The sequence below is a fragment of the Streptacidiphilus albus JL83 genome (assembly GCF_000744705.1).
Taxonomy (GTDB): domain Bacteria; phylum Actinomycetota; class Actinomycetes; order Streptomycetales; family Streptomycetaceae; genus Streptacidiphilus; species Streptacidiphilus albus.
This window is the reverse complement of the sequence record NZ_JQML01000001.1, coordinates 4,746,024-4,770,714: the sequence shown is the minus strand read 5'-3', so window position 1 is coordinate 4,770,714 and position 24,691 is coordinate 4,746,024. Positions and strand designations below refer to the sequence as shown.

Genomic DNA, 24,691 nt, shown 5'->3' with positions numbered 1-24,691 from the left:
GGGTGTGGGGAGGGGCACAGCGGCCGTGGGTGCTGCGCATTGGCCCCAGGGGAATGCTGGTCAGCGTGGGGCCGGCGCGGTAGTGAAAGTACGGTGCGGAATCCCGACATGACGTGTTTCCGTCAATGCCGTCTTGATCTGCCGCCGCGAAGGGCGCACAGTTCCGGGAAGGCCTCCGAACAGCCAGGGAAGGCGTGATGGCGTGCTCACAGCGGGAGGCCGCGACGACGGCCGGAACGAGCTGAGCGGCGCCGAGGAGGCCGTCTATGTGGAGCTGTGCCGACTGGGCCCGTCGACCGTGGCCGAGCTGGCCGCCGCCCTGGCAGTGCCGTCGGTCGTGGTGTTGCAGGCCCTGGTCGGGCTGGACTCCCGGGCGTTGGCCCACCGACCGGCCAACTCCGGCGCCGGCGAAGGTTCCGACGGAGGCTCCGACGACGACGGTGGCGGGCCCGGTGGCGGTGACCGAGCCGATAGCGGTGACCGGGCCCAGGTGGCCCCGGCCCGTTGGAGTGCGACCGCGCCCGACGTCGCGCTCCAGCACGTGCTGCGCGACCGGGAGGCGGAGCTGGCCGGGCTGCGGGTCGGGATCACCCGGCTGTTGGACGACTACCACCGCTCGCGCGGGCTGCGCGACCCCTCACTCGGCGACCTGGTCGAGGTGGTGACCGGTCGCGAGGACATCGAGCAGCTGTGGCTGGCCCTGCTGGACGGCGCACGCGAGCAGGTGGCCATCCTGGAAAAGCCGCCCTTCGTCCAGCTCGACATCGTCGGACCGGAGTTGGCGGTACTGGCGCGGGGTGTGCCGGTGCGCTCGGTGTACGAGCGGGCCACCCTGCTGCAACCGGCCAAGCTGGCGGAGGTGCGGGCGCTGGTGGCGGCCGGGGAGCAGGCCGGGACGGCGGTCGGGCTTCCGTTCAAACTGGCGCTGGTGGACTTCCGTTGGGGCCTGCTGCCGCTGGCTCCGGGCACGGAGCTGTCCGGGGCGCTGGTGGTCCGGCCCTCGCCACTGCTGGACGCGCTGCTGCAGACCTTCGAGGCGCAGTGGGCCAGGGCTGTGCCGGTACCGGCCCCGGATCCCCAGTCCACGGACAGCCAGGTCGAGTTGCTGACCCTGCTGGCCGCCGGGATGACCGACGAGAGGATCGCCAGACAGCTCGGGGTCTCCGCGCGCACCGTGCAACGACGGGTGAGCGCGCTGATGAGCGGCCTCGGCGCCGACAACCGCTTCCAGGCCGGAGTCCAGGCCAACCGCCGCGGCCTGCTCTGAACGGCTCCCTGGTGTGGCTCACTCCGTCATGATCAACTTGTCCTGATCGGTGCAGCCGAAGCGGAAATGAACAAGATCAAGGCTGCCATTGTCGCCGCCGCCATCGCTGTGGGCGGGCTCGCCGCTGCCGCCCCCGCCCAGGCGGACACCGCCTGTGGGTTCCAGGGCGCGCCCTACGTGTGTGGCGCCATGGCGTCAGTGCACCTCCCGAACGGGACGACCCAGTGGGTCGTCCTCGGCACCGACCACGCACTGTGGACGATCTGGACCCAGGTCGGAGGTGGTTTCCACGGATGGCAGTCCCTGGGCGGCGTTGTCCAGAGCCCGATCCAGATCTGGGGGAAGAGCGCCGACGGCTGGAGCTTCTTCGTCGGGGCTTACGGCACTGACGACAAACTCTGGGACCGCCAGCGCACCGACGCTGGGACCTGGACCCCCTCGTCCCCCTCGTCCTCCTGTTCCTCCTGGGTCCACGCATGCGCTGGGCCGGACGGACGCCAGCTCTGATCCACTCGCCGACCTGTCGGTGACCGCTGCGAGTGCGTCCGGCATTCGGCCGGACACACTCAACCCGGCGCCCGGCGTGCCCGATCGACGGGACCGAAGTGCTCCTGCGCCGGAACTGGACCTCCTCGGCAGCGAGGCGACCCATGAACGGCTCCAGCGCCAGCAGCGGGGCCAGGCTGCGCTGGTCCAACTGGCGCTGACAGCGGGGCAGCCTCAGAAACCATGATCGTAGCGAAGGGCAGGCAAGGGGCACGGCCCTCGACGCGGGTTCGAACAACAAAGAGGCCCGGTCCGGGGATCATGTCCCTGGGCTGGGCCTTCTTCATGGAGCGGGTGATGAGAATCGAACTCGCGCTCTGAGCTTGGGAAGCTCCCGGCTTCCGGCGGTATCGTCGCAGGTCAGCGTGATCCAGCTTTGCTGGAGGGCCACTGAGCGCGGCTCGGACTTGGCCGCTGCTGACCCGTGGGTACTGCTCCTACCGGTGCGCCGGCGGTGCACAGGGCTACAGGGGCTGCTGGTGCGCAGCCGCTCTCCTGCGATGTCAGTCGGGTTGGATAGCTTGTGGCGAAGTCCGTGCAGATGAACGTAAGCCATTCGGGGAGGGCGGTGCTCATGGGTGCGAAGACGGCTGTGCTGATCTACTCGCGTGGTGCGGCGGCTGAGGCGCTTAAGCAGGCTACGACTGTGGACGTACGTCAGACGGCCGAGCTACTCGGGCGTACGTACCCGGGGTGGGAGATCCACACTGCGGACGGCAGTGACCTCAGCGACGGAAGTTACCCGCCCGACGGGGTCTCCTACGCGGCGGCCTTCGACGGCGTCGAGGTCGTCTGCGACCGCCGATGGATGGACTACCTGCCCTCCGAGCTGCCCGCGCATCTCGTGGAAGCGAGCGCTGGTCGGAGGCTGGTACTGCACGCCATGCACAGCGTCGTGGACGCCCTGACCTTTGCGGTCTGGGAAGACGGGCAGCTCACCCGCTCACTCAGCCTGTCCCCCGACAGTGGAATCGTCGAGAACATCGGCGTCCCCTACGCCTTCGAGACCTCTTACTGGGCCGGAGAGCACGCAGTAGAACCCGAACTGGACTGGGAGGACGAGGAGCCGTACCCGCTGCCGTTCCACCCCCTAGAACTCGGCGAGGACGCGTTGCGCGCGCTGGCCGGCTTCATATTGGAAGGACGGCCTGATCCCGATGACGTAGAACCACGCACAGTCCCGCTGAATGGCTACCGCATAACCGATCCCCAGGCCGCAGACCCAGCAGCGGCGCGAGCTGCCCTCGAACGCGCTGTGCGGGCCATGGCCCCACCCCGGCTCCTCCGAGTCAATCCCGACGGTTCCATCACGACGTCCGACGGTCTCTGTGCGGCCGCCGAGCAGCCGTGACCAGGCCAACTCGGCCCCGACGACTGTCCGTCCGCTATGTCGAAGAACTGCCCAGCACCTTCGAGGCGACTCGTCGGACACGGCCTGACAGTGCACCTGGTTATGTTGCTTTCGAGAGACTTCGGGCCAGCGAGGGTGACTGGTCCTATGCTGAGCTCACCAGGTTTGAGGTCAGAGGGAGCGCTGGTGACGCAGGCCGCCAGACAGCGGAGGACGGAGCCCGTCGCTGACGCGACGTTCACGGCTTGCATGGAACAGCTCCAGGAGGGCTACATCATGGATGTCGCCGCTACCTCGGCCTGCCTCTATGTGAAACAGGAACGTGACGTCTTTGGCATGGACGCGATGTTGGTCAGACCCTCACCTGATCCTGCTGGGGAAGAGACCAGCTTCTACGTTCAACTGAAGAGCACCACGCAGGTTCAGCCTGATCCGACGCGGGAAACGTTCAGCTATCAGTTTCAGAAGCGTGAGTACATGGAGCGTCTCGCTGCGCCACGGCGTGGCGTAAAGGCAATCCTAATCGTCATGGCTGTCCCGCCTCAGCAAGCACAGTGGACAGTAGCGCATCACTCTCACCTTGAGGTCAAGCAAGCGTGCTACTGGATCAATCTCGAGGGTGTACAGGTTCCCACTGGAGTACAGAAGCCCAGTATCAGGATTCCTACAAAGAACCTATTCGATAGCAGCGCGCTAAATATACTAATGGACAGCGTCGGGAGAGGTGAGCCGATCAATGACTGATCTCAGGTACCCCGACGTAAGCCCCGGGCGAATTGACCCTGAGCGCCTCGCTACCCTAGTCCGAGAAGTTGGCTGGACATTGTCCGGAAAGCGCTCCGGAATCTACTATCGATTTTCGCCTCCAGGGGAAATTGCGAGCCGGCTAGGCTCCCTAGTAATTCCGCTGGATCGAGAAGCCCCCGAATTCAATGATTTGATGCTGCATGCACTAGCACAAATCAGTTCTCCTCTGCATCGCGAAACATGGGTTCGCGTGATCTCGCCGCGCCTATTTACAGACCCAAGCGATGAGTTTAAATTCCGAAAGGAGTCATCCGCTCCGAGCGGCCTAATTACATGGCGTGAAGGAGAACGGCTCATCTCCTCCGCAAGGCGAACCCTTGTTGCTGGGGCCAAATCCTACATGGCTCCTGTTCGCCATTTTGGTAATCGCTTTGGGCAGTTTGCAAATCGCTACCTGGATTCAGTTCTAATGGGCCAGACGGAACCGGGAAGCTACATCGTTACTGCGCTTGCGCCTTCAGCTGCAACGGTGCCGCTGCACAAGCCTTCCGAGGCATCCCCCGAGCTTCAAGGCGTGGCGGGAGCATACTCCAGAGAGGTTAGCCTGTCTGTGGTTAAGGCTCTTGAGGCCACCGTAGAGGCGCTAGAGCATTTCCGAGAAAGCGGATCCCTTTCGGGATTTGATGCAGGAGTCGATCAGGGGATCTCATACGAGATGGCCAAGGCCTTGCTCGGGATCGCAGAAGGCTCCGACGGGGCCGATGTCACCGTCGAATGGGACACTTCAGTCGTCGGCGGAGATCTACTGACGCCCGTTCGCTATGAATTCAGAGGTAGTGATGCTCCCGTACTTGACACCGTAGCAAATCGGCTGGCGCGAAGCGAAACATCAGAATCTATTTCAGTGATCGGTCGAGTCCATCTCCTAAGCAAGAAGGAAGCAGATAGCCCTGGCGTATTTGGACTGGACTCTCTGGGCAAGGGGAAGCCTCGAAAATACCGCATTAGACTTGCCGACTCTGATGAATATCATGAGGCGATTCAGGCTCATGAGGAGTCGCTTGCCATTCAGGTTTCCGGACGCTTGGAGAAGGAGGGAAATCTCAGTTGGATCTATGATGCGATTATCGTTCGAATCCTCGGTCCAGTAGAGGCCGTGGAGGCTTCGGAGCAAATGGGGCGCCGCAAGATCGAAATTGAAGGCCAAGTAAGTATCGATGACCTGTAAGTCCCCCTGTAGGCTGGCGGCGGTTGGCTTCTTGGGCGGATGCCGCAGATTCGGTCGCCCTTACACGGCGGCCTTGAATGCAAATCAATGCGGATTAGCGCGCTGTGAAGCGAATTCATGGCAGAACGCTTGAGATCGATACTGAGACTATAGGCGGAGCTGTGGAGCAATAAGGGTGGCCTGTCCGACGCCCTCGTGGAATCTGACTCCGATTCCCTCGGATCCGACCACGATGTACTGGGTGGTGGATGAGACCTGTCGGACGTGCATATTGGCTACTTCATCCACTCAGCCGAAACGGTGGCCAGTGACTTCCGGGAGTACGGGGCCATCCGGATCCAGCACAGCGGTTCGAGCGAGATTCCAGCCGTCCTGGTCGCTGCTCTCCAGATACTGTCGCGTATCCAGGGACATCTCCTGAATCTGAGCGGCGCGGGCCTGGCAGACTGTTCTGTTGTGCTAGTCAAGGGATACGACTACGGTCCGTTGGTGCCAGGGGAAGCGCTGCTGGGGCGCGCCGAGATCTGGTCCAATCACCTGCTTGGCATGTGCTGGTCCAGCTCCGGTGCGACGCGGCCGATGCCCGAGTGGTTCGGTGACGATGGCGCTGATACCGAGGCCATGTCCGAGACCCTGATGGACGACCAGGCGTGGCCCGTGTTTCGCGTCCCGTTCGACGGAGGGCATGCGGCCATCGTGGTCTACCGCAATCTGCTCGGCGACTGCGGAATCGACTACCTGCTCACCCATCCTGACTGGAACTGCGCGCAGGTGCTGGCCAGCTGCGACGGTAGCTGGTCGGGGCCGGGCCTCACCTGGAAGAACCTGGTGCGCATCACCGCCTCTCCGGATCTGACGACAAACGGCGCGCACGACCCTGCGGAGCGATTGCTGCTTCTGCTACCTGCCTTGTGCCAAGCCGAGCTGCCGGCAGACGCACAGACGCGCGTCGAAGCCGCTCTGGAAACCGTTGGGGCACCGAACAGCAGCATCCAAATCATGGCGAGAGCCCTGCTGGACGGCAGACGCCACAGCGGACCTGGGGGCTTCTCGAAGTCTCCGCTCAGCGGTCCGAGGCTGGCGTCCGAGACTGGATCACCGGAGATGGCTATGCTCCGCGCCCTCAATCTCACTGAGACCCAGCACGATGGACTCGTCCGAGCCCTGACCTGAGGGACCACCACGACACCGATCTTCCGTCTGGCCTCCGTTTCGTTGCCCCCGGATTTGAGTCCCCGAGCAGCAGTCCGCCATGCCGAGCATGGCGTGGTTGAAACAGGTTTGAGAATCACCCGAACCACGATCACTGCGATCCGACCGACAGAGTGTGAGCCCATGAGCGACGATGTCCCCTCCGTCATACCGACCGACCCCAACTGGCAGCCAGAACCCGCTGCAGGAGCCCGTGCCGCCGCGCTCATGGAAACCCTGGTGCCAGGAGCTCCCGGCGCAGTTGAGGTGGACATCGACGTCACCTGGCACGACATGCTGGCCTTCGTCGACTGCGGGCAGAATCTGGAACGGATCGGCTGCCCGCACTGCGGTAACGAGATCGACACCGAATGGTGGGGTGGTCTCATGGATGCGCACGAGGAGGGTTTCGCGACCCTCGCCGTAACCGTCCCTTGCTGTGGCACCGCGACCACGCTGGACGTGCTGGAGTACGACTGGCCGTGTGGCTTCGCCCGCTTCGAGATCGCCGTATGGAACCCCGAGCGCATCTGGTTCACGGACGAGGAACTGACCGCTCTCGCCGAGGCCCTGGGACACTCCGTCCGCCAGGTACGGGCACACATCTGACGCTCGCTGTGGTCAGATGTCAGGCAGCCTCGCGGAGGCTCCCGGGTAATGCCCCTCCTCAAGACGGAACAGGTACCTGCGAAGGTCGCCGGCCAGCTCACCCGCGATGTACGCGGCGTAGTCACGCAGCCCCTCAGCAGCCTCCTGTTCCTCGGGCCTCGTGCTGGACGACCATGCTGGCAGCAGCGTCGCCAGATAGTCCGTGACCCGTCTCCGCTCCTGCCACCAGCCGCGAACGGCACCGGGAGTCCACCAACCGTCCCCATCGCAGGCGTAACCGGCGAACGGATCTTCCTGTGCGGCCGTCAGCAAGGCCAGGACGTCGGCGGGTGCAGTTGGCTGGCGGTAGACGTATTCACCGAGGTACTCGCCGCCGTAGAGCACATGGCGGGGCGCGTGCAGTCGACCGGTCCAGCAGTTATCGGACATGCCGGTGTAGAAGGGGCCGGGGACGTTCTGCCACAGGCGCTGCTCCCAACGGCCGCCGAAAGACCGCTCTGGCTCACCGTCGGGAAGGGCCATCAGTGGATCCCAGCCCACATCTTGATCGTTCACCCACGCAGCATAGGACTCACATCGGCCAACACGAGCGGTCAGCCTGTCAGGTGCAGGTGAAAGATCAGCTTCGCGGCGGCGATCACGCCGGGGATCAGCAATCCGAGGATCCATCCCAGCCGCTTCGGGAACCGGGGTAGGCGGTCGAGTTCAAGCCGGACTCCGCCGGTGCGGATACTCAGTTCCGGCCGGTGCCGCTTGCGCGGCTCCTTCTTGTCGTTCTTGCCCATCGAACCGTCTCCCGATCCCATGCCGCCCGGCGGCGCCTTCAGCTCTTCGAGGTGCACTTTCACCCCCGTATACTGCCCAGATGGGACATTGGTCGGACATTCTGCTCGACGAGATGGACCGGCAGTTCGGCGGCACTGTCGACCGCGAGGTGCTGGCGGATCTGCTCTCCCGCGCCGGACACGAGATCGACGTGCTGGCCGGGCGTACCTTCAACCCTGTCCAGCAGAGGCGCTCGATCTTCGAGCCCAACGGACTGCCCTTCGCGGATGTGCCGGACCTGCTGATCGGCGCGACCGCGCCGATGGAGGGGCCCTGGGCGATCCCGGACCCAGTCGACCCGACTCACGCAGCTGTCCTGCAGTTGGCCGCCTTCCAAGATGTGGACCTGGTTCCGCGGGCTGCACGTGAAGCCGACGCCTTGTGGGAGGCGGGTCGCAGAGTGGCCCAGGTTTACCGGGAGGGCAGAATGTCGAGGGAGTTCATCCGGCTCCAGCTCGGAGGCATGCCTGCTGGGGCGTACACCGAACTGCTGCGCCGGGCGATGGACCCTGCTGTGCGGCTGAATATCCCAATCGGCGCAACCACCTTCGACGGCTGGCTGATCCAGATCACTCGCCGCCTGGTCCGGGAGAATGCTGAAGACGAAGGTCGGATGGCAGAGTTGCTGGATGATTCGGCCGACTCCCCGATTCCGCTGCTGGCCGTCGAACCTGTCCTGATCATGGCTCCGATAACGCACCAGCCGGTCCGATGGGTCTTCACCGCGCGATTGTGGACCGAGAAGGTCAAGGTGCCGAAGGACCGGCCGTGGAGCCGGATCGCCTCCGCGATCCATGGCCACGGCATCCCGACGATCACGCTCGACCCCGTCTCGACTCCGGAGGAGATCGCCTGCCAGTTCGTCCTCAAGGCCTACTGGCACGGCTACATCGCGGGCGACGAGCCTGCGTTGGCGAACGCCGTCGCTGCGGCATATCCGCAGGCCGTCGAGCGCATTGAGCGCGGCACACACGCCCCCAGTCGGCAGTCCGCTGCCGCGACGCTGTTGGAAGGACTGGTCCGGCCGGGTTTCAACCCGGCCCAGGGCGCCGAGGCGACCCGCCGGTACGTACGGCGCAAGGCGAGCATCGCGGTGATGCAGCACCGGAAGCGCGAGACGCCAGACCGCTACCCCTGGACACAGGTCGGGATCAGTGAGCGCAGGTACTACAAGCTGCTGCCGCTCTTCGCGCAGAAGGTCAGTGGCCGCTACGACTACGACCACGATGAGGTAGTCGCGCGCATGCGTTCCCACCTCAATCAACTCGATCGCGAGCGGGAACTACGGAAGGCCGCCATGGAGGTGCTTGTGGCCAACGGCTTCGGCCACGAGGCCGCACGCAAGTGGCTCCAGCGTCACCGCGCCGAAGAAGCCCTCACCGCTCTCCCGCGGCGGGCGACCGGGGCACCCGCTGACCCCCGAGCGGCCCGGCCGACTGCGTGAGCCAGGGCTCTAGCGAATGTGCGGTACTTGCCTTGCCGTTGCTGCGCTGATCGGCCTCGCGCTTTGCCTCGATCATGCGTTGGCGGCCTATGGATCAGAGCCGCCGAACGGGTGGCCACGGCCCATTCAGGAGGGCGCGGGCCTCGTCGATGATCCGGTCCTTGTAAGTGTCGCGGGGCAAGGGGTAGTCCGGTGTCCAGTCGTCGTACTCGCTCTTCCAGCCGATGATCGGGCGCAGCGCTGCCGGGCGGCCGAGGTGGTCCCAGCCCTCGTACCAGATGAGGCTGCCGCCTTCGACGGGGTTCAGGTTGCCGTTGGCGATCAGCTGGAGCCACCAGTGCACCAGGGCCCAGCGGGCAGCTGGCTGCGTTTCGGGAATGACCGGTGCGAGGTCGAGTTCATCGATGACCTGAACGAAGAGATCCTGGGCCAGCGGCTCCTCGCTGCGGGTCAGTCCGGCCAAGACCCGCAGAGCGGGGGTGTCGACATCCAGGGTGAGGGTGAGGGCGACCAGAGCGGCTTGGATGAGCTGGTCGGCGCCGACGATGCGGCCCAAGCGCTGCTCGATGGCGAGCATGCGTAGGTGGTCGACGGCCTCGTCCGCGCTGATGGCGTAGGGATCGTGGGGGGTGGTGACGACGGCCTCCCTCGGTGTCGCGTTGCCGCCGAGGAAGTAGGACCAGAAGGGCACGTTCGCGCGGGTGCGGCTGAGATCGCTCGGGGACCCGCCGAACTCGTTGCGGAGGTAATCGGCGAGGTGGTTGCCGTAGTAGATGATGTCGGTCTGCATGACCGAAAGCACCGGATGACCACTTTGCCCGCGCCCGGCTGGCAGGTAGCGGTGTGCGTACACGGGCACCAGCTGTGGGACGTCGAGCAGGCGCTCCCGGGCGAAGTCCAGGGCAGCCTGGCGGTCATCCGGGCGTTCGCCCCAGCCCGGGTACCAGAATCCGTGCTCGACATCGAAGAGCACGCCCTCGGCGGGAGCGTCGAGGCGGCCGCGAAGCTCGTGCGGATCGCCGTCGCGCCAGTCCGGCCATGGCCGGCCCAGTGGCAACCCGGCCTTGAGGAAGGCCCGGTGGTCGTCCGCGAAGGCGAATCCGTACCTGCTCTCGACCGCCTCCAACTCGGCCTCGCTCAGACCGGGACCGACCTCCGTCGGCAAGGCGGCGAGCAAGGCGGTCGCCGCTTCAGGGGTCAGGGGTTCCGGCTGCGTGGCGGTCACAGCCGGAGCTTAGCTGCGGCCCCTCGGCTGGCCCCTGGCCGGTGCCCGGTCGCGAGCGCCGCCTTGTCGGCTTCCACCAAACTGGTGAGCCAGCCGAGGTTGGACGGTAGCGGCTATTCAAGTGACGCAGATCACAGAAAATGCGTCTTGTAATGTGAGACGCCAGGCGACGCATGCCCCGTTGTCATGCGGAAAGTGACTTCGAATGGAGAAATCTGACCGGCCGTTAGCATCGTTCTGGCACGAATCTGGCACGACGGGACCCGAATGGTCTGGACAATAAAGAAGCCCCACGCCATTGGCCTGGGGCTTTCTGTTGGAGCGGGTGACGAGAATCGAACTCGCGCTCTGAGCTTGGGAAGCTCATGTTCTACCATTAAACTACACCCGCGTGATCCACCGTCAGGTACGGCCGACTGCTCTCACTCTACCCCATGGTTGCCGGGCTTCGCAGCGACCCCGGAGGCGTGGTGCGGGGGCGGCGGCGAGGGGTGTCGGGGGCCGACTGGTGGTGGTGCCGGCGGGGCGGGCGGGCGTACTGTGGCGGGCGGGTTTCGCGGAGTGCGGCGGACGGCGAGCCTCGGGGCGGGGCGTCCGGATCATCCCCTAATGTGATGCCGCCGCGAAGTCCGATGCGGCGTGATGCGATGCCACACGGCGAGGTGCGGAGCCGAGCCGGTCGTCGGCATGCCACCTGATGGGGAAAGGAAACAATGGAGCGCACTGTCGTCCGTTGTGCCGAGGGGCACCTGTTCAGCACTGCCACGTTCCCGCTGCAGAATCTCGGGGCCGGGCGTATCGGCCCCGGTCGGCTCATCCGCTGTCCCCGGTGCGCGCGACTGCGCAGTTCCGTCCCCGCCGACTTGGCCACCCTCACCGGGGAGCAGATCGAGCAGGCGCTGCGGCGCGAGGCTGTCGAGTTCCTGGCCTAGGACGACCCCGGCAGCCGCGGTGGGCCTCCGCTGATTGGGCGGGGGCCCACCCGTGCACGTAACCTCGTGGAGTGCTGCTCTCAGACAAGGACATCCGGGCCGAGATCGAATCCGGTCGTGTGGTCATCGACCCGTACGACCCGAAGATGATCCAGCCGTCAAGTATCGACGTACGGCTCGACCGCTATTTCCGGGTGTTCGAGAACCACAAGTACCCCCACATCGACCCCTCGGTCGAGCAGCCGGACCTGACCCGGCTGGTCGAGCCCGAGGGCGAGGACCCCTTCATCCTGCACCCGGGCGAGTTCGCGCTGGCGTCGACCTACGAGGTCATCACGCTGCCGGACGACGTCGCCTCGCGGCTGGAGGGCAAGAGCTCGCTCGGGCGGCTGGGTCTGCTGACCCACTCCACCGCCGGCTTCATCGACCCGGGCTTCAGCGGGCATGTGACGCTGGAGCTCTCCAACGTCGCCACGCTGCCCATCAAGCTCTACCCGGGTATGAAGATCGGCCAACTGTGCATGTTCCGGCTGTCCTCGCCGGCCGAGCACCCCTACGGCTCGGCCGAGTACGGCTCCCGCTACTTCGGCCAGCGTGGTCCGACGGCCTCCCGCTCGTTCATGAACTTCCACCGGACCAAGATCTGACCGAGGACCGACGGAGGTCGGTCAGCGCCGTTCGGGGGCGGTGACGGCGGTCAGTCCGGTGCCGTCCTCGCTCAGCCGCAGCTCGGTGCGGAGGGCCGTCAGCTCGCCCAGGTGGTGCAGGTGGGTGCCGCCGCAGAAGATCGACGCGGAGCCCTCCGGCAGGTCGCAGCACCAGCGGCGGCGCGCGGTCAGCTCGGGGCCGGGCGCCTCGATCCGCACCGGTGCGTCGGCGGCCACCCAGGCCGCGAGCTGCTCGTTCACGGCAGCCGTGATCGTCGGCAGGTCGGCGGCCAGGTCGTCGGCGGTGAAGCCCTTCTTCCGCAGGGACTTGCCGATGCGGTAGACGTCGGTGCTGGCCGTCGTGTCCATCCGCGAGGACTCCATCGCGAGGCTGTCGAAGTCCGGGTGCCCGAGGGCGTCGCGGCGGCCCGGGTCCTTCCGCCAGCGGGGCGCGAGCGCGGCGTTCAGGGCCAGGGCGAGCAGGTGGCAGCCGGTGTGCGCGGCGGAGAGCGCGGCCCGGCGCTCTGCGTCCACCCGCAGCTCGGCGGCGGCGCCGACGGTGACCCCGGTGGCCTCGGCCGCCTCGACGACGTGGACCACGAGCCAGGCCCAGCCCTCCTCACCGCGGCGGACGGGGATCTCCGCGCCCAGGGAGAGGACTCCCTCCGGGCCGACGCCGCCGGTGACGCAGTCCACCACCGCCAGGTCGACTCCGTCGACGACCAGGGTCCCGGTGTCGGAGGGCTGGTCCGGCCAGGTGTGGTCCAGCGGATGGAACGGGGTGCTCCCGGTGATGATCCCGGTCCGTCCCTCCGGCAGGTCGAGGACGGCGAGGACGGTGGACCGGTCCTGGACCGACCCGGAGGGGAAGCTCACCTGGGTCGACGTGCGGGGAAGGGACATGGCGGGGTGCTCCTGGCGTGCGGGGGGACGGATGTCACCATCCTCGCGCATGTGCCGGGTGGGGCGGCCGGCCCGGGGTCAGCCGAGGGTCGGCAGCTTGATGATGAGCAGCAGCGCGATCAACTGGACGCCGGCCGCGGCCAGGGCCTTGCCCCAGGGCAGGTCGTGCACCTGACGGACCATGGACGTCAGCAGGACCGCGCACAGCAGCCAGGTCACCCAGCCGACGATCTGGAGGAGGAGGTTGCCCCCGGAGAGGAAGAAGGACATCAGCAGCCGGGGCACGTCCGTCGTCCACATGACCAGCATGGCGAGGCCGATGGTCGGCATCCAGGCCCCGTCCCCGCCCAACCGGCGGGCCAGCACGTGGGTGACGGCGCCGAACATCAGCCCGGCGATGACGATGCCGACGGCGCTGGAGAGGACGAAGAACACGGCGAGGCTGAAGGATGTGCCCAGGACCTCGCTGCGGGTGGTGCCGAAGCCCATGACCGCCAGCACGCCGTACAGCCCCGAGACCGTCAGCGCCGGCCCCCACACCTGGTGGCCGCGCATCTGCGTGAAGGTCCGGGCGGGGCGGCGGTAGATCCCGGCGAGCAGCGGCCTCCAGCGCAGCCGGGCGCCGTTCACCCCGGGGTGCGGCTGCCCGGCCCGGTAGACGGTCGCGGCCTCGCGCTCCGAGTCCTGCGCGGCTCCGGGGGCTCCAGGGGCTCCTGCGGCTCGCGGGGGGCGTGCAGGCCGTGGACCCGCGCCCGGGCCCGGGCGCGGGCCGCCACCGGGGCGCTCCGACCCTGCCGGATAGTCGGCCAGGTCGCGGGTGTCGAAGGCCTTGGTGTGCCCAGGGGCGGAGGTGTCGTAGGCCGGAGCGGTACGGGGCGCCCCGGCCGCGATCCGGCCCGCCGCCGCGGCATCGGTCCGCGCGGCATCGGGCCGTGCCGGACCGGGCCGTGTCGGATCGGTTCGCGGCAGGTCAGCGGTCGCCAGATCGGGTCCGGGTGCACCGGTTCGCGGCGTGGCCGCACCCGCACTCGCACCCGTTCCGGGTCTGCCCACACCCCTGGCAGCCGCGCCGTTGGGACGGGACGACTGCCGACGACCGACTCCGAACCTGTAGCTGCCCACGGACCGACGGTACCCGCTGCCGTCGTGCCCGGTCATCGGCCCCACGGTTTGTGGCACCTCTGTACCGACCTCGTGGTACCGCTGTGACATCTCCTCCGTCGGGTCGCCGGCCGGTCGTACCACCGGTCCGCACCGCCGGTCCGTACCGCCGGTCGTTCGGACGGCCCCTCAGACGCGGACGGGAACGGTCTGCGGGACGGCGCCGAGGTGCGGGGTGCAGGCCATGGTGCCGGGTGAGAAGCGGAGCGAGCCGTCGGGCAGATCGGTGCCGCAGGCGATGCGGGCTCCGGTGGTCAGCTCGTTGTCGGCGCCGATCCGCGCGGCGTCGCCGAGGGTGACGCCGTCGAGGACGGTGCGGGCCCCGACCTGGGCGTGGCTTCCGATGATGGAGTTGCGGACCACGGCGTCGGCCCCGACCCGGGCGCCGGGCAGCAGCACGCTGGACTCGATCACGGCTCCGTCGTCGACGTGGACGTCCTCGCTGATGGCGCTGCCGCCGCTGAGGACGGCGCGGGGGGAGACCTGGGCGCCGGGCAGGACGAGGGCGTCGCCGACGGGGCCGGGCAGGGCGGGGGAGTCGACCAGGCCGCGGACCAGGTCGGCGGAGCCCTTGGCGAAGGCGGCGGGGGTGCCCAGGTCGAGCCAGTAGGTGCTGTCGACGACACCGTGGAGCAGGCCGCCGCCGCTGAGCAGGCCGGGGAAGGTCTCGCGCTCGACGGAGACCTCGCGGCCGGTGGGGATGGCGTCGATGACCGAGCGGGTGAAGACGTAGCAGCCGGCGTTGATCTGGTCGGTGACGATCTGTTCGGGCGTCTCCGGCTTCTCCAGGAAGGCCAGCACCCTGCCGTCCGGGTCCGTCGGCACCAGGCCGAAGGCGCGGGGGTCGGGGACCCGGGTGAGGTGGAGGGTGACGTCGGCCCGGCTGAGGTGGTGCTGCCGGACGAGCTCGGCGATGTCGACGCCGGAGAGGATGTCGCCGTTGAACACCAGGACCGGGTCGTTCGGGCCGGCGGTCAGCTGCTCCGCCGCGTTGCGGATCGCGCCGCCGGTGCCCAGCGGTTCGGCCTCGGTGACGTAGACCAGTTTGAGCCCGAACTCCCGCTGCCCGTCCCCGAAGTGCTCCTCGAAGACCTCGGCGAGGTAGGAGGTGGCCAGGACGATGCGGGTGACGCCGGCCGCGGCCGCGCGCGAGATCTGGTGCGCCAGGAAGGGCACGCCCGCGGCGCGCACCATCGGCTTGGGGGTGTGCGTGGTCAGCGGACGCAGCCGGGTGCCCTTGCCGCCGACAAGAAGGATTGCTTCGCTCATGAGTGGCTTTACGCGTTCATTTCAGGAAGGGGGCGGGAAGAGGCAGGAGGGGCAGGAAGGAAGGGCTGGAAGGGGCCGGAGCAGGACAGGCCGGGAGGAAGGGCCGGGAGGAAGGGCCAGGAGGACGGTCGGGGACCGGGTCTGAATAGTTCGGCCCGGTTCCGTCCGGCCGGTGCGGGTTCCGGTGATTCGCCCGGCGCGCCGTTCCAGCGCTCGCCGACGACCGCCGAAGGCCGCCGATCGACCGCCGACGGCCGCCGCAGGCCCGTGCGGGACGGGTGCGGGTCGTGCGCGCGCCGCTCGGCGGCGGTTCCGCACGCGCACAACGCCCGGCCGGTTGCGGTCGGGTGAATGTGTCGGAACGAGGCGCTGAATTATGCGGCGGCACTTTCTTCATGATTTCGGTATGAATGGCAATCAGAACACCGGAATCATAGCCGACGCAGGCAGGGCAATGTTCTGGGCGGTCGGATTTCAATTCCTGAAAAGCGTGGGAGCGGCGTGCTGCGGCCCGTACGGCTGCCCGTGCTGCGGCCCGTGCGGCGGCGGTCCTGGCCGCAGACGACACTGGGCCGCCCCGCGTGTTCGCGGGGCGGCCCAGTGGGTCCGTCCGTGCCCGGTGACCGGGGTCGGCCGGTGGCCGGCGCCGGCCGGGTCGGCTGGGAGTCAGCCGGTGAGCCGGGGTCGGCCGGTGATCGGGGGTCAGCCGGCGGCCGGCTCCGGGGTGGGCTCCTCGGCCGGGGCCTCCGGGATCGCCTTCACCGAGTCGAGCAGCAGCTGGGCGACGTCGACGACGCGGAGGTTCTCCTTGGCCGCGCCCTCGCTCTTCTTACCGTTCGCCGAGTCGGAGAGCATCACCAGGCAGAACGGGCAGGCGGTGGAGATGATGTCGGGGTTGAGCGACAGCGCCTCGTCCACGCGCTCGGTGTTGATCCGCTTGCCGATGCGCTCCTCCATCCACATCCGCGCGCCACCGGCGCCGCAGCAGAAGCCGCGCTCCTTGTGACGGTGCATCTCCTCGTTGCGGAGCCCCGGCACGGCGGCGATGATCTCGCGCGGCGGCGTGTAGACCTTGTTGTGCCGGCCCAGGTAGCAGGGGTCGTGGTAGGTGATCAGGCCCTCGACCGGGTTGACCGGGACCAGCTTGCCCTCGTCGACCAGGTGCTGCAGCAGCTGGGTGTGGTGGATGACCTCGAAGTGGCCGCCCAGCTGCGGGTACTCGTTGGCGATGGTGTTGAAGCAGTGCGGGCAGGTGGCCACGATCCGCTTGACCGGGGCGTCCTCCAGCACCGTGTTCAGGGTCTCGACGTTCTGCGCGCCGAGCATCTGGAACAGGAACTCGTTGCCGAGGCGGCGGGCGGAGTCGCCGGTGCAGGACTCCTCCTTGCCGAGGATCGCGAACTTCACCCCGGCCGTGTGCAGCAGTTCGGCGAAGGCCTTGGTGGTCTTCTTCGCCCGATCCTCCAGCGCGCCGGCGCAGCCGACCCAGTACAGGTACTCGACCTCGCTCGGGTCGATGTCCTCGCCGATGACCGGGACCTCGATGCCGGTCTCCTTCTTCAGCTCCTTCACCCAGTCCAGGCGGGCCTTGGTGGCCATGCCCCACGGGTTGCCCTTGTTCTCCAGGTTCTTGAGCATGGTCCCGGCCTCGGTCGGGAACGAGGACTCGATCATCACCTGGTAGCGGCGCATGTCGACGATGTGGTCGATGTGCTCGATGTCCACCGGGCACTGCTCGACGCAGGCGCCGCAGGTGGTGCAGGACCACAGCACGTCGGGGTCGATGACCCCGTTCTCCTCGGCGGTGCCGATCAGCGGGCGCTCGGCCTCGGCCAGGGCGGCGGCCGGGACGCCGGCCAACTGCTCCGGGGTCGCCTTCTCGTTGCCCTCGGCGTCCTTGCCGCCGCCGGCCAGCAGGTAGGGGGCCTTGGCGTAGGCGTGCTCGCGGAGGTTCATGATCAGCAGCTTGGGCGAGAGCGGTTTGCCGGTGTTCCAGGCCGGGCACTGCGACTGGCAGCGTCCGCACTCGGTGCAGGTGGAGAAGTCCAGCAGGCCCTTCCAGGAGAACTCCTCGACCTGGGAGACGCCGAACACGGCGTCGTCGGCCGGGTCCTCGAAGTCGATCGGGGCGCCGCCGGAGGTCATCGGCCGCAGCGCGCCGAGGGCGACGTCGCCGTCCTCCTCGCGCTTGAAGTAGATGTTGAAGAAGGCCAGGAAGCGGTGCCAGGCCACGCCCATCGAGGGATTGAGGCCGATGGTGATCGCCCAGGTGAAGGAGATCGTGATCTTCAGCATCGCGAACAGCCAGATCAGGTTGTTCAGGGTGCCCGTGCTCAGGCCCTTGAACGCCAGCACCAGCGGATAGGTGACCGCGTAGGCGGCCTGGTAGTGGGTGGCCCCCTCCTGCGCGCCTTCCAGGCCGCGCAGCACCAGGATGCAGATGCCGATGCCGATGATCACGTACTCGACGAAGAACGCCTGCCAGGCGATGGAGCCGGCGAAGCGGCTCTTGCGGCCGGCCCGGCCGGGCAGCGAGAGCACCCGGATCACGATCAGCACCAGGATGCCCAGCGTCGTCAGCAGGCCGATGACCTCTTCGAAGAGCTCGTACGGCCACCAGTGCCCGATGATCGGCAGGGCGAAGGTCGCGTCGAACAGCTGCCCGAAGGCTGTCACCAGGGTCAGGATCAGGCAGAAGAAGCCGGTGGCGACGAACCAGTGGGCGATGCCGACGATGCCCCAGGTGGTCATCCGGGTGTGGCCGAAGAACTCCTTGGCCACCGTCCTGACCCGCTGCACCGGGTTGCCGGTGCGGGCGCCGGCGGGTTCGGCGGCGCCGATTCTGACGAAGGTGAAGATGTACAGGGCGGCGCGCGCGGCGAGCGCGGTTCCGACCAGTGTCGTGACCAGTGAGATCACGATCGCGGCGAGCTGCATCGGCTCCGTCTCCTCGGGCTGCGTCCTGGCTGCGTGGGCTTGACCCGCCCGGCCGGCCGCCCGTGCGGGCCGCGCGACGGCAGGCAGAATCCCACTGAGTGTACCGGTCGGTAACTTAGCTGCACGTCGCCACGGCGAAAGTCGGGGCGAGTGGTGACTGCTTCGTCACCGGGAGGTCCGGTCAGCCGGACGATACCGCCCGGTGGGCCGCCCTGCCCCTATGCCGCCGGTCACACCGGGCTCGTGGCTCACCCCGGACCCGCCCGCACCACCGCTGATCGGGTGGTTCGACATAAGGGGGCAATAAAGTTGAGCCGACACCACTCACCTCTGTTGACGGATGCGAATCTCCCGTGCATGCTTGAGCCTGTTCAGCTCAACTTCTTATTGGAGGGTTCCACGATGGCTCGTGCGGTCGGAATCGACCTCGGTACGACGAACTCTGTCGTCAGCGTCCTCGAAGGCGGTGAGCCCACCGTCATCACCAACGCCGAGGGCGCCCGGACCACACCGTCCGTCGTCGCCTTCGCCAAGAACGGCGAGGTCCTCGTCGGCGAGGTGGCCAAGCGCCAGGCGGTCACCAACGTCGACCGGACCATCCGGTCCGTGAAGCGCCACATGGGGACCGACTGGAAGGTCGCCATCGATGGCAAGGACTTCACCCCGCAGCAGATGAGCGCCTTCATCCTGCAGAAGCTGAAGCGCGACGCCGAGGCCTACCTGGGTGAGAAGGTCGCGGACGCGGTCATCACCGTCCCCGCCTACTTCAACGACTCCGAGCGCCAGGCCACCAAGGAGGCCGGTGAGATCGCGGGCCTCAACGTCCTGCGTATCGTCAACGAGCCGACCGCCGCGGCCCTGGCCTACGGCCTGGACAAGGACGACCAGACCATCCTGGTCTTCGACCTCGGTGGCGGCACCTTCGACGTCTCGCTGCTGGAGATCGGCGACGGCGTCGTCGAGGTCAAGGCGACCAACGGCGACAACCACCTCGGTGGCGACGACTGGGACCAGCGGGTCATGGACCACCTGGTGAAGCAGTTCCAGAACGGCCACGGCGTCGACCTGTCCAAGGACAAGATGGCGCTCCAGCGTCTGCGCGAGGCGGCCGAGAAGGCGAAGATCGAGCTCTCCTCCTCGACCGAGACCACGATCAACCTGCCCTACATCACGGCCTCCGCCGAGGGCCCGCTGCACCTGGACGAGAAGCTCTCCCGCTCGCAGTTCCAGCAGCTCACCGCGGACCTCCTGGACCGCTGCAAGACCCCGTTCCACAACGTCATCAAGGACGCCGGGATCGCCCTGAGCGAGATCGACCACGTGGTCCTCGTCGGCGGTTCCACCCGGATGCCCGCCGTCGCCGAGCTCGTCCGCGAGCTGACCGGCGGCAAGGACCCGAACAAGGGCGTCAACCCGGACGAGGTCGTCGCCATCGGCGCCACCCTCCAGGCCGGCGTGCTCAAGGGCGAGGTCAAGGACGTCCTGCTGCTCGACGTCACCCCGCTGTCCCTCGGTATCGAGACCAAGGGCGGCATCATGACCAAGCTGATCGAGCGCAACACGACCATCCCGACCAAGCGCTCCGAGATCTTCACCACGGCCGAGGACAACCAGCCGTCCGTGCAGATCCAGGTCTACCAGGGCGAGCGCGAGATCGCGGCGTACAACAAGAAGCTCGGCATGTTCGAGCTGACCGGCCTGCCGCCGGCCCCCCGTGGCCTGCCGCAGATCGAGGTCACCTTCGACATCGACGCCAACGGCATCATGCACGTCTCCGCCAAGGACCTCGGCACCGGCAAGGAGCAGCGCATGGCCGTCACCGGCGGCTCCGCGCTCCCCAAGGAGGACATCGCGCGGATGATGCGCGAGGCCGAGGAGTTCGCGGACGACGACCACCGTCGTCGCGAGGCCGCGGAGACCCGCAACACCGCCGAGCAGCTCGTCTACTCGACCGAGAAGTTCGTCAAGGACAACGAGGACAAGGTCCCGGCCGAGGTCAAGGACGAGGTCGCGGCGGCCGTCTCCGAGCTCAAGGAGAAGCTGAAGACCGAGGACAGCGCGGCGATCCGCGAGGCCACGGAGAAGCTCTCGACGACCTCGCAGAAGCTGGGCCAGGCCCTGTACGCGCAGGCCGGCGAGGGTGCGGCCGCAGCCGGCGGCCCGTCCGACGCCCCGCACGACGCGGGTCACGCCGCTGAGGACGATGTCGTCGACGCCGAGATCGTCGACGACGAGAAGCGCGACGGCGGTGCGGCGTGACGGAGGAGACGCAGGGCTTCGAGGAGCCCGGCGCCGCCACCACCGGTGACGGGAAGGGGGCCGCCGACAAGAAGGCGGCCCCCGCCCCCGGGGCCACGGAGGGTGCGGCGAAGGGCGGCACCGCCGACGAGCTCGGTGAGGCGCGCAAGCAGCTCGCCGAGCGGACCGCGGACCTGCAGCGGCTCCAGGCCGAGTACCAGAACTACCGCAAGCGGGTCGAGCGGGACCGGGTGACGGTGCGTGAGATCGCCGTCGCCGCCCTGCTGGAGAACCTGCTGCCGGTACTGGACGACATCGGCCGGGCGCGTGAGCACGAGGAGCTGACGGGCGGCTTCAAGTCCGTCGGCGAGTCGCTGGAGACCGTGGTCGCCAAGCTGGGCCTCCAGCAGTTCGGCAAGCAGGGCGAGCCTTTCGACCCGCAGCTGCACGAGGCGCTGATGCACAGCTACTCGGCGGACGTCGAGGAGACCACCTGCGTGCAGATCCTGCAGCCGGGGTACAAGATCGGCGAGCGGATCATCCGTCCGGCGCGGGTCGCCGTGGCGGAGCCCGAACCGGGTGGCTCCGCCGCCTCGGAATCCTCTGCCGAGGACGCCAAGGGCGACGGTGACAGCGAGGACTGATCAGGTGGAGACTGTGGGGCCGTACGCCGGTGACACCGGGGTGCGGTCCCACGGTCCCATCGCACCGACCGCTACTGCGGAGAGGAGGGAATCCTTTTGAGCGGCAAGGACTATGTGGAGAAGGACTACTACAAGGTCCTCGGCGTGCCCAAGGACGCCTCCACCGCTGAGATCAAGAAGGCCTACCGCAAGCTGGCCCGGGAGTTCCATCCCGACGCCAACAAGGGCAACCCGGAGGCCGAGGAGCGCTTCAAGGAGATCTCCGAGGCCAACGACGTGCTCTCGGACGCCAAGCGGCGCAAGGACTACGACGAGGCCAGGGCGCTGTTCGCGAACGGCGGCTTCCGCACCGGCGGGGGCGGTACCGGCGGCTTCGGCTTCGACCTGGGCGACCTCTTCAACGGCGGCCAGCAGAGCGGCACCTTCGGCGGCGGCGGTGGCGGTGGCGGCGGTCTGGGCGACGTCTTCGGCGGGATCTTCAACCGCGGCGGCTCCACCCGCACCGCGCAGCCGCGGCGGGGCGCGGACGTCGAGTCCGAGGTCACGCTGAGCTTCGTGGAGGCGGTCGAGGGCACCACCGTGCCGCTGCGGATGACCAGTCAGGCCGCCTGCAAGACCTGCGCGGGAACCGGCGCCAAGGCCGGCACCACGCCCCGGGTCTGCCCGACCTGTGTCGGCACCGGCCATGTCCAGCGCGGCCAGGGCGGGTTCGCCCTCTCCGAGCCGTGCCGGGACTGCAAGGGTCGCGGCCTGATCGTCGACGACCCCTGCGAGGTCTGCCACGGCAGCGGTCGCGCCACCTCGGCGCGGACGATGCAGGTCCGGATCCCGGCCGGGGTCTCCAACGACCAGCGGATCCGGCTCAAGGGCAAGGGCGCGCAGGGCGAACGCGGCGGCAACCCGGGTGACCTCTATGTCACCGTGCATGTTCAGGAGCATCCGGTGTTCGGTCGCAAGGGCGACAATCTGACGGTCACCGTCCCGGTCTCGTTCCCGGAGGCCGCGCTCGGCGGCACGATCCGGGTGCCGACCCTGGGCGGCCCCCCGGTCACCCTCAAGATCCCGGCGGGCACCGCCAACGGGCGGACCATGCGCGCCCGCGGCAAGGGCGCGGTCCGCAAGGACGGCACCCGCGGCGACCTGCTGGTGACCGTCGAGGTGGCGGTCCCGGAGGAGACCGGCGGCGACGCTCTGGCGGCGCTGGAGCAGTACCGCGAGGCGACGTCCGCGGACGACCCGCGGGCGGCTCTGTTCAAGGCGGCGGAGGAGGCGTGAGGTGATGGACGGCAACAACGGGTCCACCGGTGGCAGCCCCACCGGTGGCGGCGGCGGACGGATCGGCGTCGGCATCGGTGACGGGCTGCCGGGCGGCGCGCCCGGCCGGGGCGCGGGCGGCGGGCGCGTGGCCTACCAGCTGACCGAGCTCACGCCGGTGTACGTCATCTCGGTGGCGGCACAGCTGAGCGGGCTGCACCCGCAGACGCTGCGCCAGTACGACCGGCTCGGCCTGGTCTCGCCCGACCGAACGGCGGGCCGGGGCCGACGGTACTCCGCGCGCGACATCGAGCAGCTGCGCGAGGTGCAGCGACTCTCCCAGGAGGAGGGCATCAACCTCGCCGGGATCAAGCGCATCATCGAGCTGGAGAACCAGGTGACGGCGCTGCAGGCGCGGGTGGCCGAGCTCCAGGGCGAGGTCGCCAACGCCGGGCTGGCCGCGACGCAGCGCGAGGCCGCGGTGCACGCCTCGTACCGGCGTGACCTGGTCCCGTACAGCGCGGCGCAGCAGAGCAGCGCACTGGTGGTCTGGCGACCCAGACGACGCGGGGAGTAGCCCGCCCGTGAACAGCCGCTGTGCTGAGGCTGTGCGCCGTGAGCAACGACTGAGGGGCCGTGTCCGGGGAGGCACGGTCCCTCAGTCGTACCGGCTGCCCCGGCGGCCGAGGAGATCAACCGGGGAGACAGGGCCGCCCACCTGCGGTGTGTTGCGCCGCAGGGTGACGGTTCAGTTCCAGCCGGTGTCGGCCGCGGTGATGGTGCGAGCGCTGGACGCGCTCCCGGTCGTCGCTGCGGCAGCGGACACGCCTGTCGTGACGAGGAGCACCGCGGCGCAGACGGACGCTGCCACAGCGGCACTACGAATGAAGCGATACGCAGAGCGCATGACACAACTCCCTTTCAAGCGGGATCACGGATCGGGGGTGATCCAGAACTGCCTCGTGAACGTCTTAACCATCCCCCCCGCGACAGTCATCCACCACAATGGGCTACAGAAGGGCGTCGGTTCCGTATTCGATGGTGGCAACAAGTGGTCGCTCTTGAAGTGGACAGAGAAGAATTCGGTACAAGAGGGGACGAACTTGTAATGCTGGATGCGCTGAAGCCTCCGAATCTGACTCCTGGCGCTGTGGCCGTCTACCTGAGAGCGCTGGTCGACGGGGAGTTCCGATGGGACGGTGCGGCTGCGGTGACCGGTATGGACAAGGACGAGATCGCGCAGTGCCGTGACGAACTACTTGTCAACCGGTTGCTCCAGCTGGACACGGCCGACGGCGAACGGCTGCTCCCGGTGAACCCGGAGGTGGCCGCCGCACGGATGGCGGAGCCGATGGAGGAGACCATACGGGTGTACCGCGAGGCGGTCGACACCAGCCGCGAGCGGCTGCTGCAGCTGATGCCGGCCTACCTGGGGCGCACCGTCTCCGGACACGTCCCCGGCGGGCTGGAGATCATCACGGACGCGGCCGAGGTGCAGTTGATGGTCAACCAGGCCGCCGCCAAGTGCTCCCGGGAGATGATGACGGTCCAACCGGGCGGCTACCGGGATCCCGCGGTGCTGGAGGCCGCGCTGCCGCAGGACCTGGCCGCGGTGCAGCGGGGCGTCCGGTTCCGGGTGCTCTACCAGCACACGTCGCGGACGCAGTTGAGCATGCGCTCCTACGTCTCCGCCATCGTCGAGGCCGGCGCCCAGGTGCGCACGGCCGACCAGTTGGCCGAGCGGATGTTCATCTTCGACCGGGAGGTCGCCTTCATACCGAAGCGCAGCCAGCCGCACCAGGCCCCGGGCGCGGTGGTGGTCCGGGAGCCGGTGCTCATCTCGTTCCTGTGCGCGCTCTTCGACCAGTTCTGGGTCTCCGCAGTGCCGTTCATCACCGACGGCCCCGGGTACCAGAACGTCTCGGACGACCTCCGCCGCTCCATCCTCGACCTGCTCGCCCAGGGGCTGAAGGACGAGGTGGTCGCCCGCCGGCTGGGCATGTCGGTCCGTACCTGCCGTCGTCACATCGCCTCCCTGATGCAGGAACTCGGAGCCGAGAGCCGCTTCGAAGCCGGCGTCAGGGCCGCACAGTTCGGCCTGTTGACCCGCGAGGCCGAGGAGTAGTCGGTACGGAGATGCCACTGGCCGGTAACTAGATGACACAGGGAGCCCGTGGACGCACTGGTGTGCGTTCCCGCACCATCGAGACATCCCCCCGGATGGCCGTCGGCGCCGACCGCCTTAGCCCCCAAGTTCGTAGTGACCACAGGAC

General features: G+C 68.0%; 22 protein-coding genes and 1 tRNA gene. 15 read left to right on the top strand and 8 right to left on the bottom strand.

Features of this window, described 5'->3' with window-relative positions; all coding sequences use genetic code 11:
• Nucleotides 1-202: 202 nt before the first annotated feature.
• The 7 genes from BS75_RS51540 to BS75_RS20685 all read left to right on the top strand — a co-directional run bounded on the left by BS75_RS51540 (nucleotide 203) and on the right by BS75_RS20685 (nucleotide 6,939).
• Nucleotides 203-1,267 carry a helix-turn-helix transcriptional regulator gene (locus BS75_RS51540; protein ID WP_042440391.1) on the top strand — a complete coding sequence of 355 codons (1,065 nt, stop codon included), beginning with the start codon at nucleotides 203-205 and terminating at the stop codon, nucleotides 1,265-1,267.
• Between the two features lie 66 nt (nucleotides 1,268-1,333).
• A complete protein-coding gene (locus tag BS75_RS44570) occupies nucleotides 1,334-1,774 on the top strand; it encodes a hypothetical protein (RefSeq protein WP_052069570.1) in 441 nt (146 codons plus the stop codon).
• A gap of 562 nt (nucleotides 1,775-2,336) precedes the next feature.
• Nucleotides 2,337-3,164, top strand: coding sequence for a DUF6928 family protein (locus BS75_RS20700; RefSeq protein ID WP_231607844.1), 828 nt, complete (start codon nucleotides 2,337-2,339; stop codon nucleotides 3,162-3,164).
• 249 nt (nucleotides 3,165-3,413) lie between these two features.
• On the top strand, nucleotides 3,414-3,908 hold the full coding sequence (locus tag BS75_RS20695) for a DUF4365 domain-containing protein (protein ID WP_063771597.1): 495 nt from the start codon (nucleotides 3,414-3,416) through the stop codon (nucleotides 3,906-3,908).
• Between the two features lie 196 nt (nucleotides 3,909-4,104).
• A complete protein-coding gene (locus BS75_RS48385; RefSeq protein ID WP_152646231.1) occupies nucleotides 4,105-5,139 on the top strand; it encodes a hypothetical protein in 1,035 nt (344 codons plus the stop codon).
• Nucleotides 5,140-5,403: 264 nt separating this feature from the next.
• Nucleotides 5,404-6,312, top strand: coding sequence for a hypothetical protein (locus tag BS75_RS44565; protein WP_052069568.1), 909 nt, complete (start codon nucleotides 5,404-5,406; stop codon nucleotides 6,310-6,312).
• Between the two features lie 162 nt (nucleotides 6,313-6,474).
• Nucleotides 6,475-6,939, top strand: a complete 465-nt coding sequence (locus BS75_RS20685) for a hypothetical protein (protein WP_034089323.1) — start codon at nucleotides 6,475-6,477, stop codon at nucleotides 6,937-6,939.
• A 12-nt stretch (nucleotides 6,940-6,951) separates the two neighbouring features.
• On the opposite strand, the gene BS75_RS20680 is transcribed toward BS75_RS20685, so the two are convergent.
• The gene (locus BS75_RS20680) at nucleotides 6,952-7,494 is read right to left on the bottom strand and encodes a hypothetical protein (RefSeq protein WP_152646230.1); all 543 of its coding nucleotides are present in this window, start codon (nucleotides 7,492-7,494) and stop codon (nucleotides 6,952-6,954) included.
• Nucleotides 7,495-7,532: 38 nt separating this feature from the next.
• Nucleotides 7,533-7,781 carry a hypothetical protein gene (locus BS75_RS20675; protein WP_197091954.1) on the bottom strand — a complete coding sequence of 83 codons (249 nt, stop codon included), beginning with the start codon at nucleotides 7,779-7,781 and terminating at the stop codon, nucleotides 7,533-7,535.
• 23 nt (nucleotides 7,782-7,804) lie between these two features.
• On the opposite strand from BS75_RS20675, the gene BS75_RS20670 reads away from it, so the two are divergent.
• Nucleotides 7,805-9,208, top strand: coding sequence for a hypothetical protein (locus BS75_RS20670; RefSeq protein ID WP_034089320.1), 1,404 nt, complete (start codon nucleotides 7,805-7,807; stop codon nucleotides 9,206-9,208).
• 94 nt (nucleotides 9,209-9,302) lie between these two features.
• Here BS75_RS20670 and BS75_RS44560 read toward each other — a convergent pair whose 3' ends face one another.
• A complete protein-coding gene (locus BS75_RS44560) occupies nucleotides 9,303-10,433 on the bottom strand; it encodes an SMI1/KNR4 family protein (protein WP_052069567.1) in 1,131 nt (376 codons plus the stop codon).
• Nucleotides 10,434-10,750: 317 nt separating this feature from the next.
• Nucleotides 10,751-10,824 (bottom strand) — tRNA-Gly (locus tag BS75_RS20660).
• A gap of 322 nt (nucleotides 10,825-11,146) precedes the next feature.
• Here BS75_RS20660 and BS75_RS20655 point away from each other — a divergent pair.
• Nucleotides 11,147-11,365 (top strand): hypothetical protein, encoded by a 219-nt coding sequence (locus tag BS75_RS20655; RefSeq protein WP_034089319.1) that lies wholly within the window; start codon nucleotides 11,147-11,149, stop codon nucleotides 11,363-11,365.
• Nucleotides 11,366-11,436: 71 nt separating this feature from the next.
• A complete protein-coding gene (gene dcd / locus BS75_RS20650; RefSeq protein ID WP_034089318.1) occupies nucleotides 11,437-12,012 on the top strand; it encodes a dCTP deaminase in 576 nt (191 codons plus the stop codon).
• A 21-nt stretch (nucleotides 12,013-12,033) separates the two neighbouring features.
• On the opposite strand, the gene BS75_RS20645 is transcribed toward dcd, so the two are convergent.
• The 4 genes from BS75_RS20645 to BS75_RS20630 form a co-directional block, all read right to left on the bottom strand.
• Nucleotides 12,034-12,915, bottom strand: coding sequence for an alanyl-tRNA editing protein (locus BS75_RS20645; RefSeq protein ID WP_034089317.1), 882 nt, complete (start codon nucleotides 12,913-12,915; stop codon nucleotides 12,034-12,036).
• 78 nt (nucleotides 12,916-12,993) lie between these two features.
• Nucleotides 12,994-14,037, bottom strand: coding sequence for a Yip1 family protein (locus tag BS75_RS46780; protein ID WP_152646228.1), 1,044 nt, complete (start codon nucleotides 14,035-14,037; stop codon nucleotides 12,994-12,996).
• A 168-nt stretch (nucleotides 14,038-14,205) separates the two neighbouring features.
• Nucleotides 14,206-15,345 (bottom strand): mannose-1-phosphate guanylyltransferase, encoded by a 1,140-nt coding sequence (gene manB, locus BS75_RS20635; RefSeq protein WP_042440382.1) that lies wholly within the window; start codon nucleotides 15,343-15,345, stop codon nucleotides 14,206-14,208.
• Between the two features lie 702 nt (nucleotides 15,346-16,047).
• Complete coding sequence (locus BS75_RS20630; protein ID WP_034089316.1) at nucleotides 16,048-18,282, bottom strand: (Fe-S)-binding protein; 2,235 nt, start codon at nucleotides 18,280-18,282, stop codon at nucleotides 16,048-16,050.
• 402 nt (nucleotides 18,283-18,684) lie between these two features.
• Between BS75_RS20630 and dnaK the strand changes: the two genes are divergently transcribed.
• From dnaK to BS75_RS20600, 5 genes are all read left to right on the top strand, one after another.
• Nucleotides 18,685-20,541 carry a molecular chaperone DnaK gene (gene dnaK / locus BS75_RS20625; RefSeq protein ID WP_034089315.1) on the top strand — a complete coding sequence of 619 codons (1,857 nt, stop codon included), beginning with the start codon at nucleotides 18,685-18,687 and terminating at the stop codon, nucleotides 20,539-20,541.
• Complete coding sequence (gene grpE / locus BS75_RS20620; protein WP_034089314.1) at nucleotides 20,538-21,164, top strand: nucleotide exchange factor GrpE; 627 nt, start codon at nucleotides 20,538-20,540, stop codon at nucleotides 21,162-21,164. Before dnaK ends, grpE begins: the two co-directional genes overlap by 4 nt.
• A 96-nt stretch (nucleotides 21,165-21,260) precedes the next feature.
• Nucleotides 21,261-22,439, top strand: a complete 1,179-nt coding sequence (gene dnaJ, locus BS75_RS20615; RefSeq protein ID WP_034089313.1) for a molecular chaperone DnaJ — start codon at nucleotides 21,261-21,263, stop codon at nucleotides 22,437-22,439.
• A gap of 4 nt (nucleotides 22,440-22,443) precedes the next feature.
• Complete coding sequence (locus BS75_RS20610; protein ID WP_081983326.1) at nucleotides 22,444-22,995, top strand: heat shock protein transcriptional repressor HspR; 552 nt, start codon at nucleotides 22,444-22,446, stop codon at nucleotides 22,993-22,995.
• Between the two features lie 573 nt (nucleotides 22,996-23,568).
• A complete protein-coding gene (locus BS75_RS20600; RefSeq protein WP_052069565.1) occupies nucleotides 23,569-24,543 on the top strand; it encodes a helix-turn-helix transcriptional regulator in 975 nt (324 codons plus the stop codon).
• Nucleotides 24,544-24,691 lie beyond the last annotated feature (148 nt).

Bases quoted from the DNA above. Each gene is read 5' to 3' on its own strand.
- BS75_RS20630 (WP_034089316.1), bottom strand. From the start codon at position 18,282: ATGCAGCTCGCCGCGATCGTGATCTCACTGGTCACGACACTGGTCGGA.
- BS75_RS20685 (WP_034089323.1), top strand. From the start codon at position 6,475: ATGAGCGACGATGTCCCCTCCGTCATACCGACCGACCCCAACTGGCAG.
- BS75_RS20610 (WP_081983326.1), top strand. From the start codon at position 22,444: ATGGACGGCAACAACGGGTCCACCGGTGGCAGCCCCACCGGTGGCGGC.
- BS75_RS20655 (WP_034089319.1), top strand. From the start codon at position 11,147: ATGGAGCGCACTGTCGTCCGTTGTGCCGAGGGGCACCTGTTCAGCACT.
- BS75_RS20695 (WP_063771597.1), top strand. From the start codon at position 3,414: ATGGAACAGCTCCAGGAGGGCTACATCATGGATGTCGCCGCTACCTCG.
- manB (WP_042440382.1), bottom strand. From the start codon at position 15,345: ATGAGCGAAGCAATCCTTCTTGTCGGCGGCAAGGGCACCCGGCTGCGT.
- BS75_RS44570 (WP_052069570.1), top strand. From the start codon at position 1,334: ATGAACAAGATCAAGGCTGCCATTGTCGCCGCCGCCATCGCTGTGGGC.
- BS75_RS48385 (WP_152646231.1), top strand. From the start codon at position 4,105: ATGCTGCATGCACTAGCACAAATCAGTTCTCCTCTGCATCGCGAAACA.
- BS75_RS20645 (WP_034089317.1), bottom strand. From the start codon at position 12,915: ATGTCCCTTCCCCGCACGTCGACCCAGGTGAGCTTCCCCTCCGGGTCG.
- dnaK (WP_034089315.1), top strand. From the start codon at position 18,685: ATGGCTCGTGCGGTCGGAATCGACCTCGGTACGACGAACTCTGTCGTC.
- BS75_RS20670 (WP_034089320.1), top strand. From the start codon at position 7,805: ATGGGACATTGGTCGGACATTCTGCTCGACGAGATGGACCGGCAGTTC.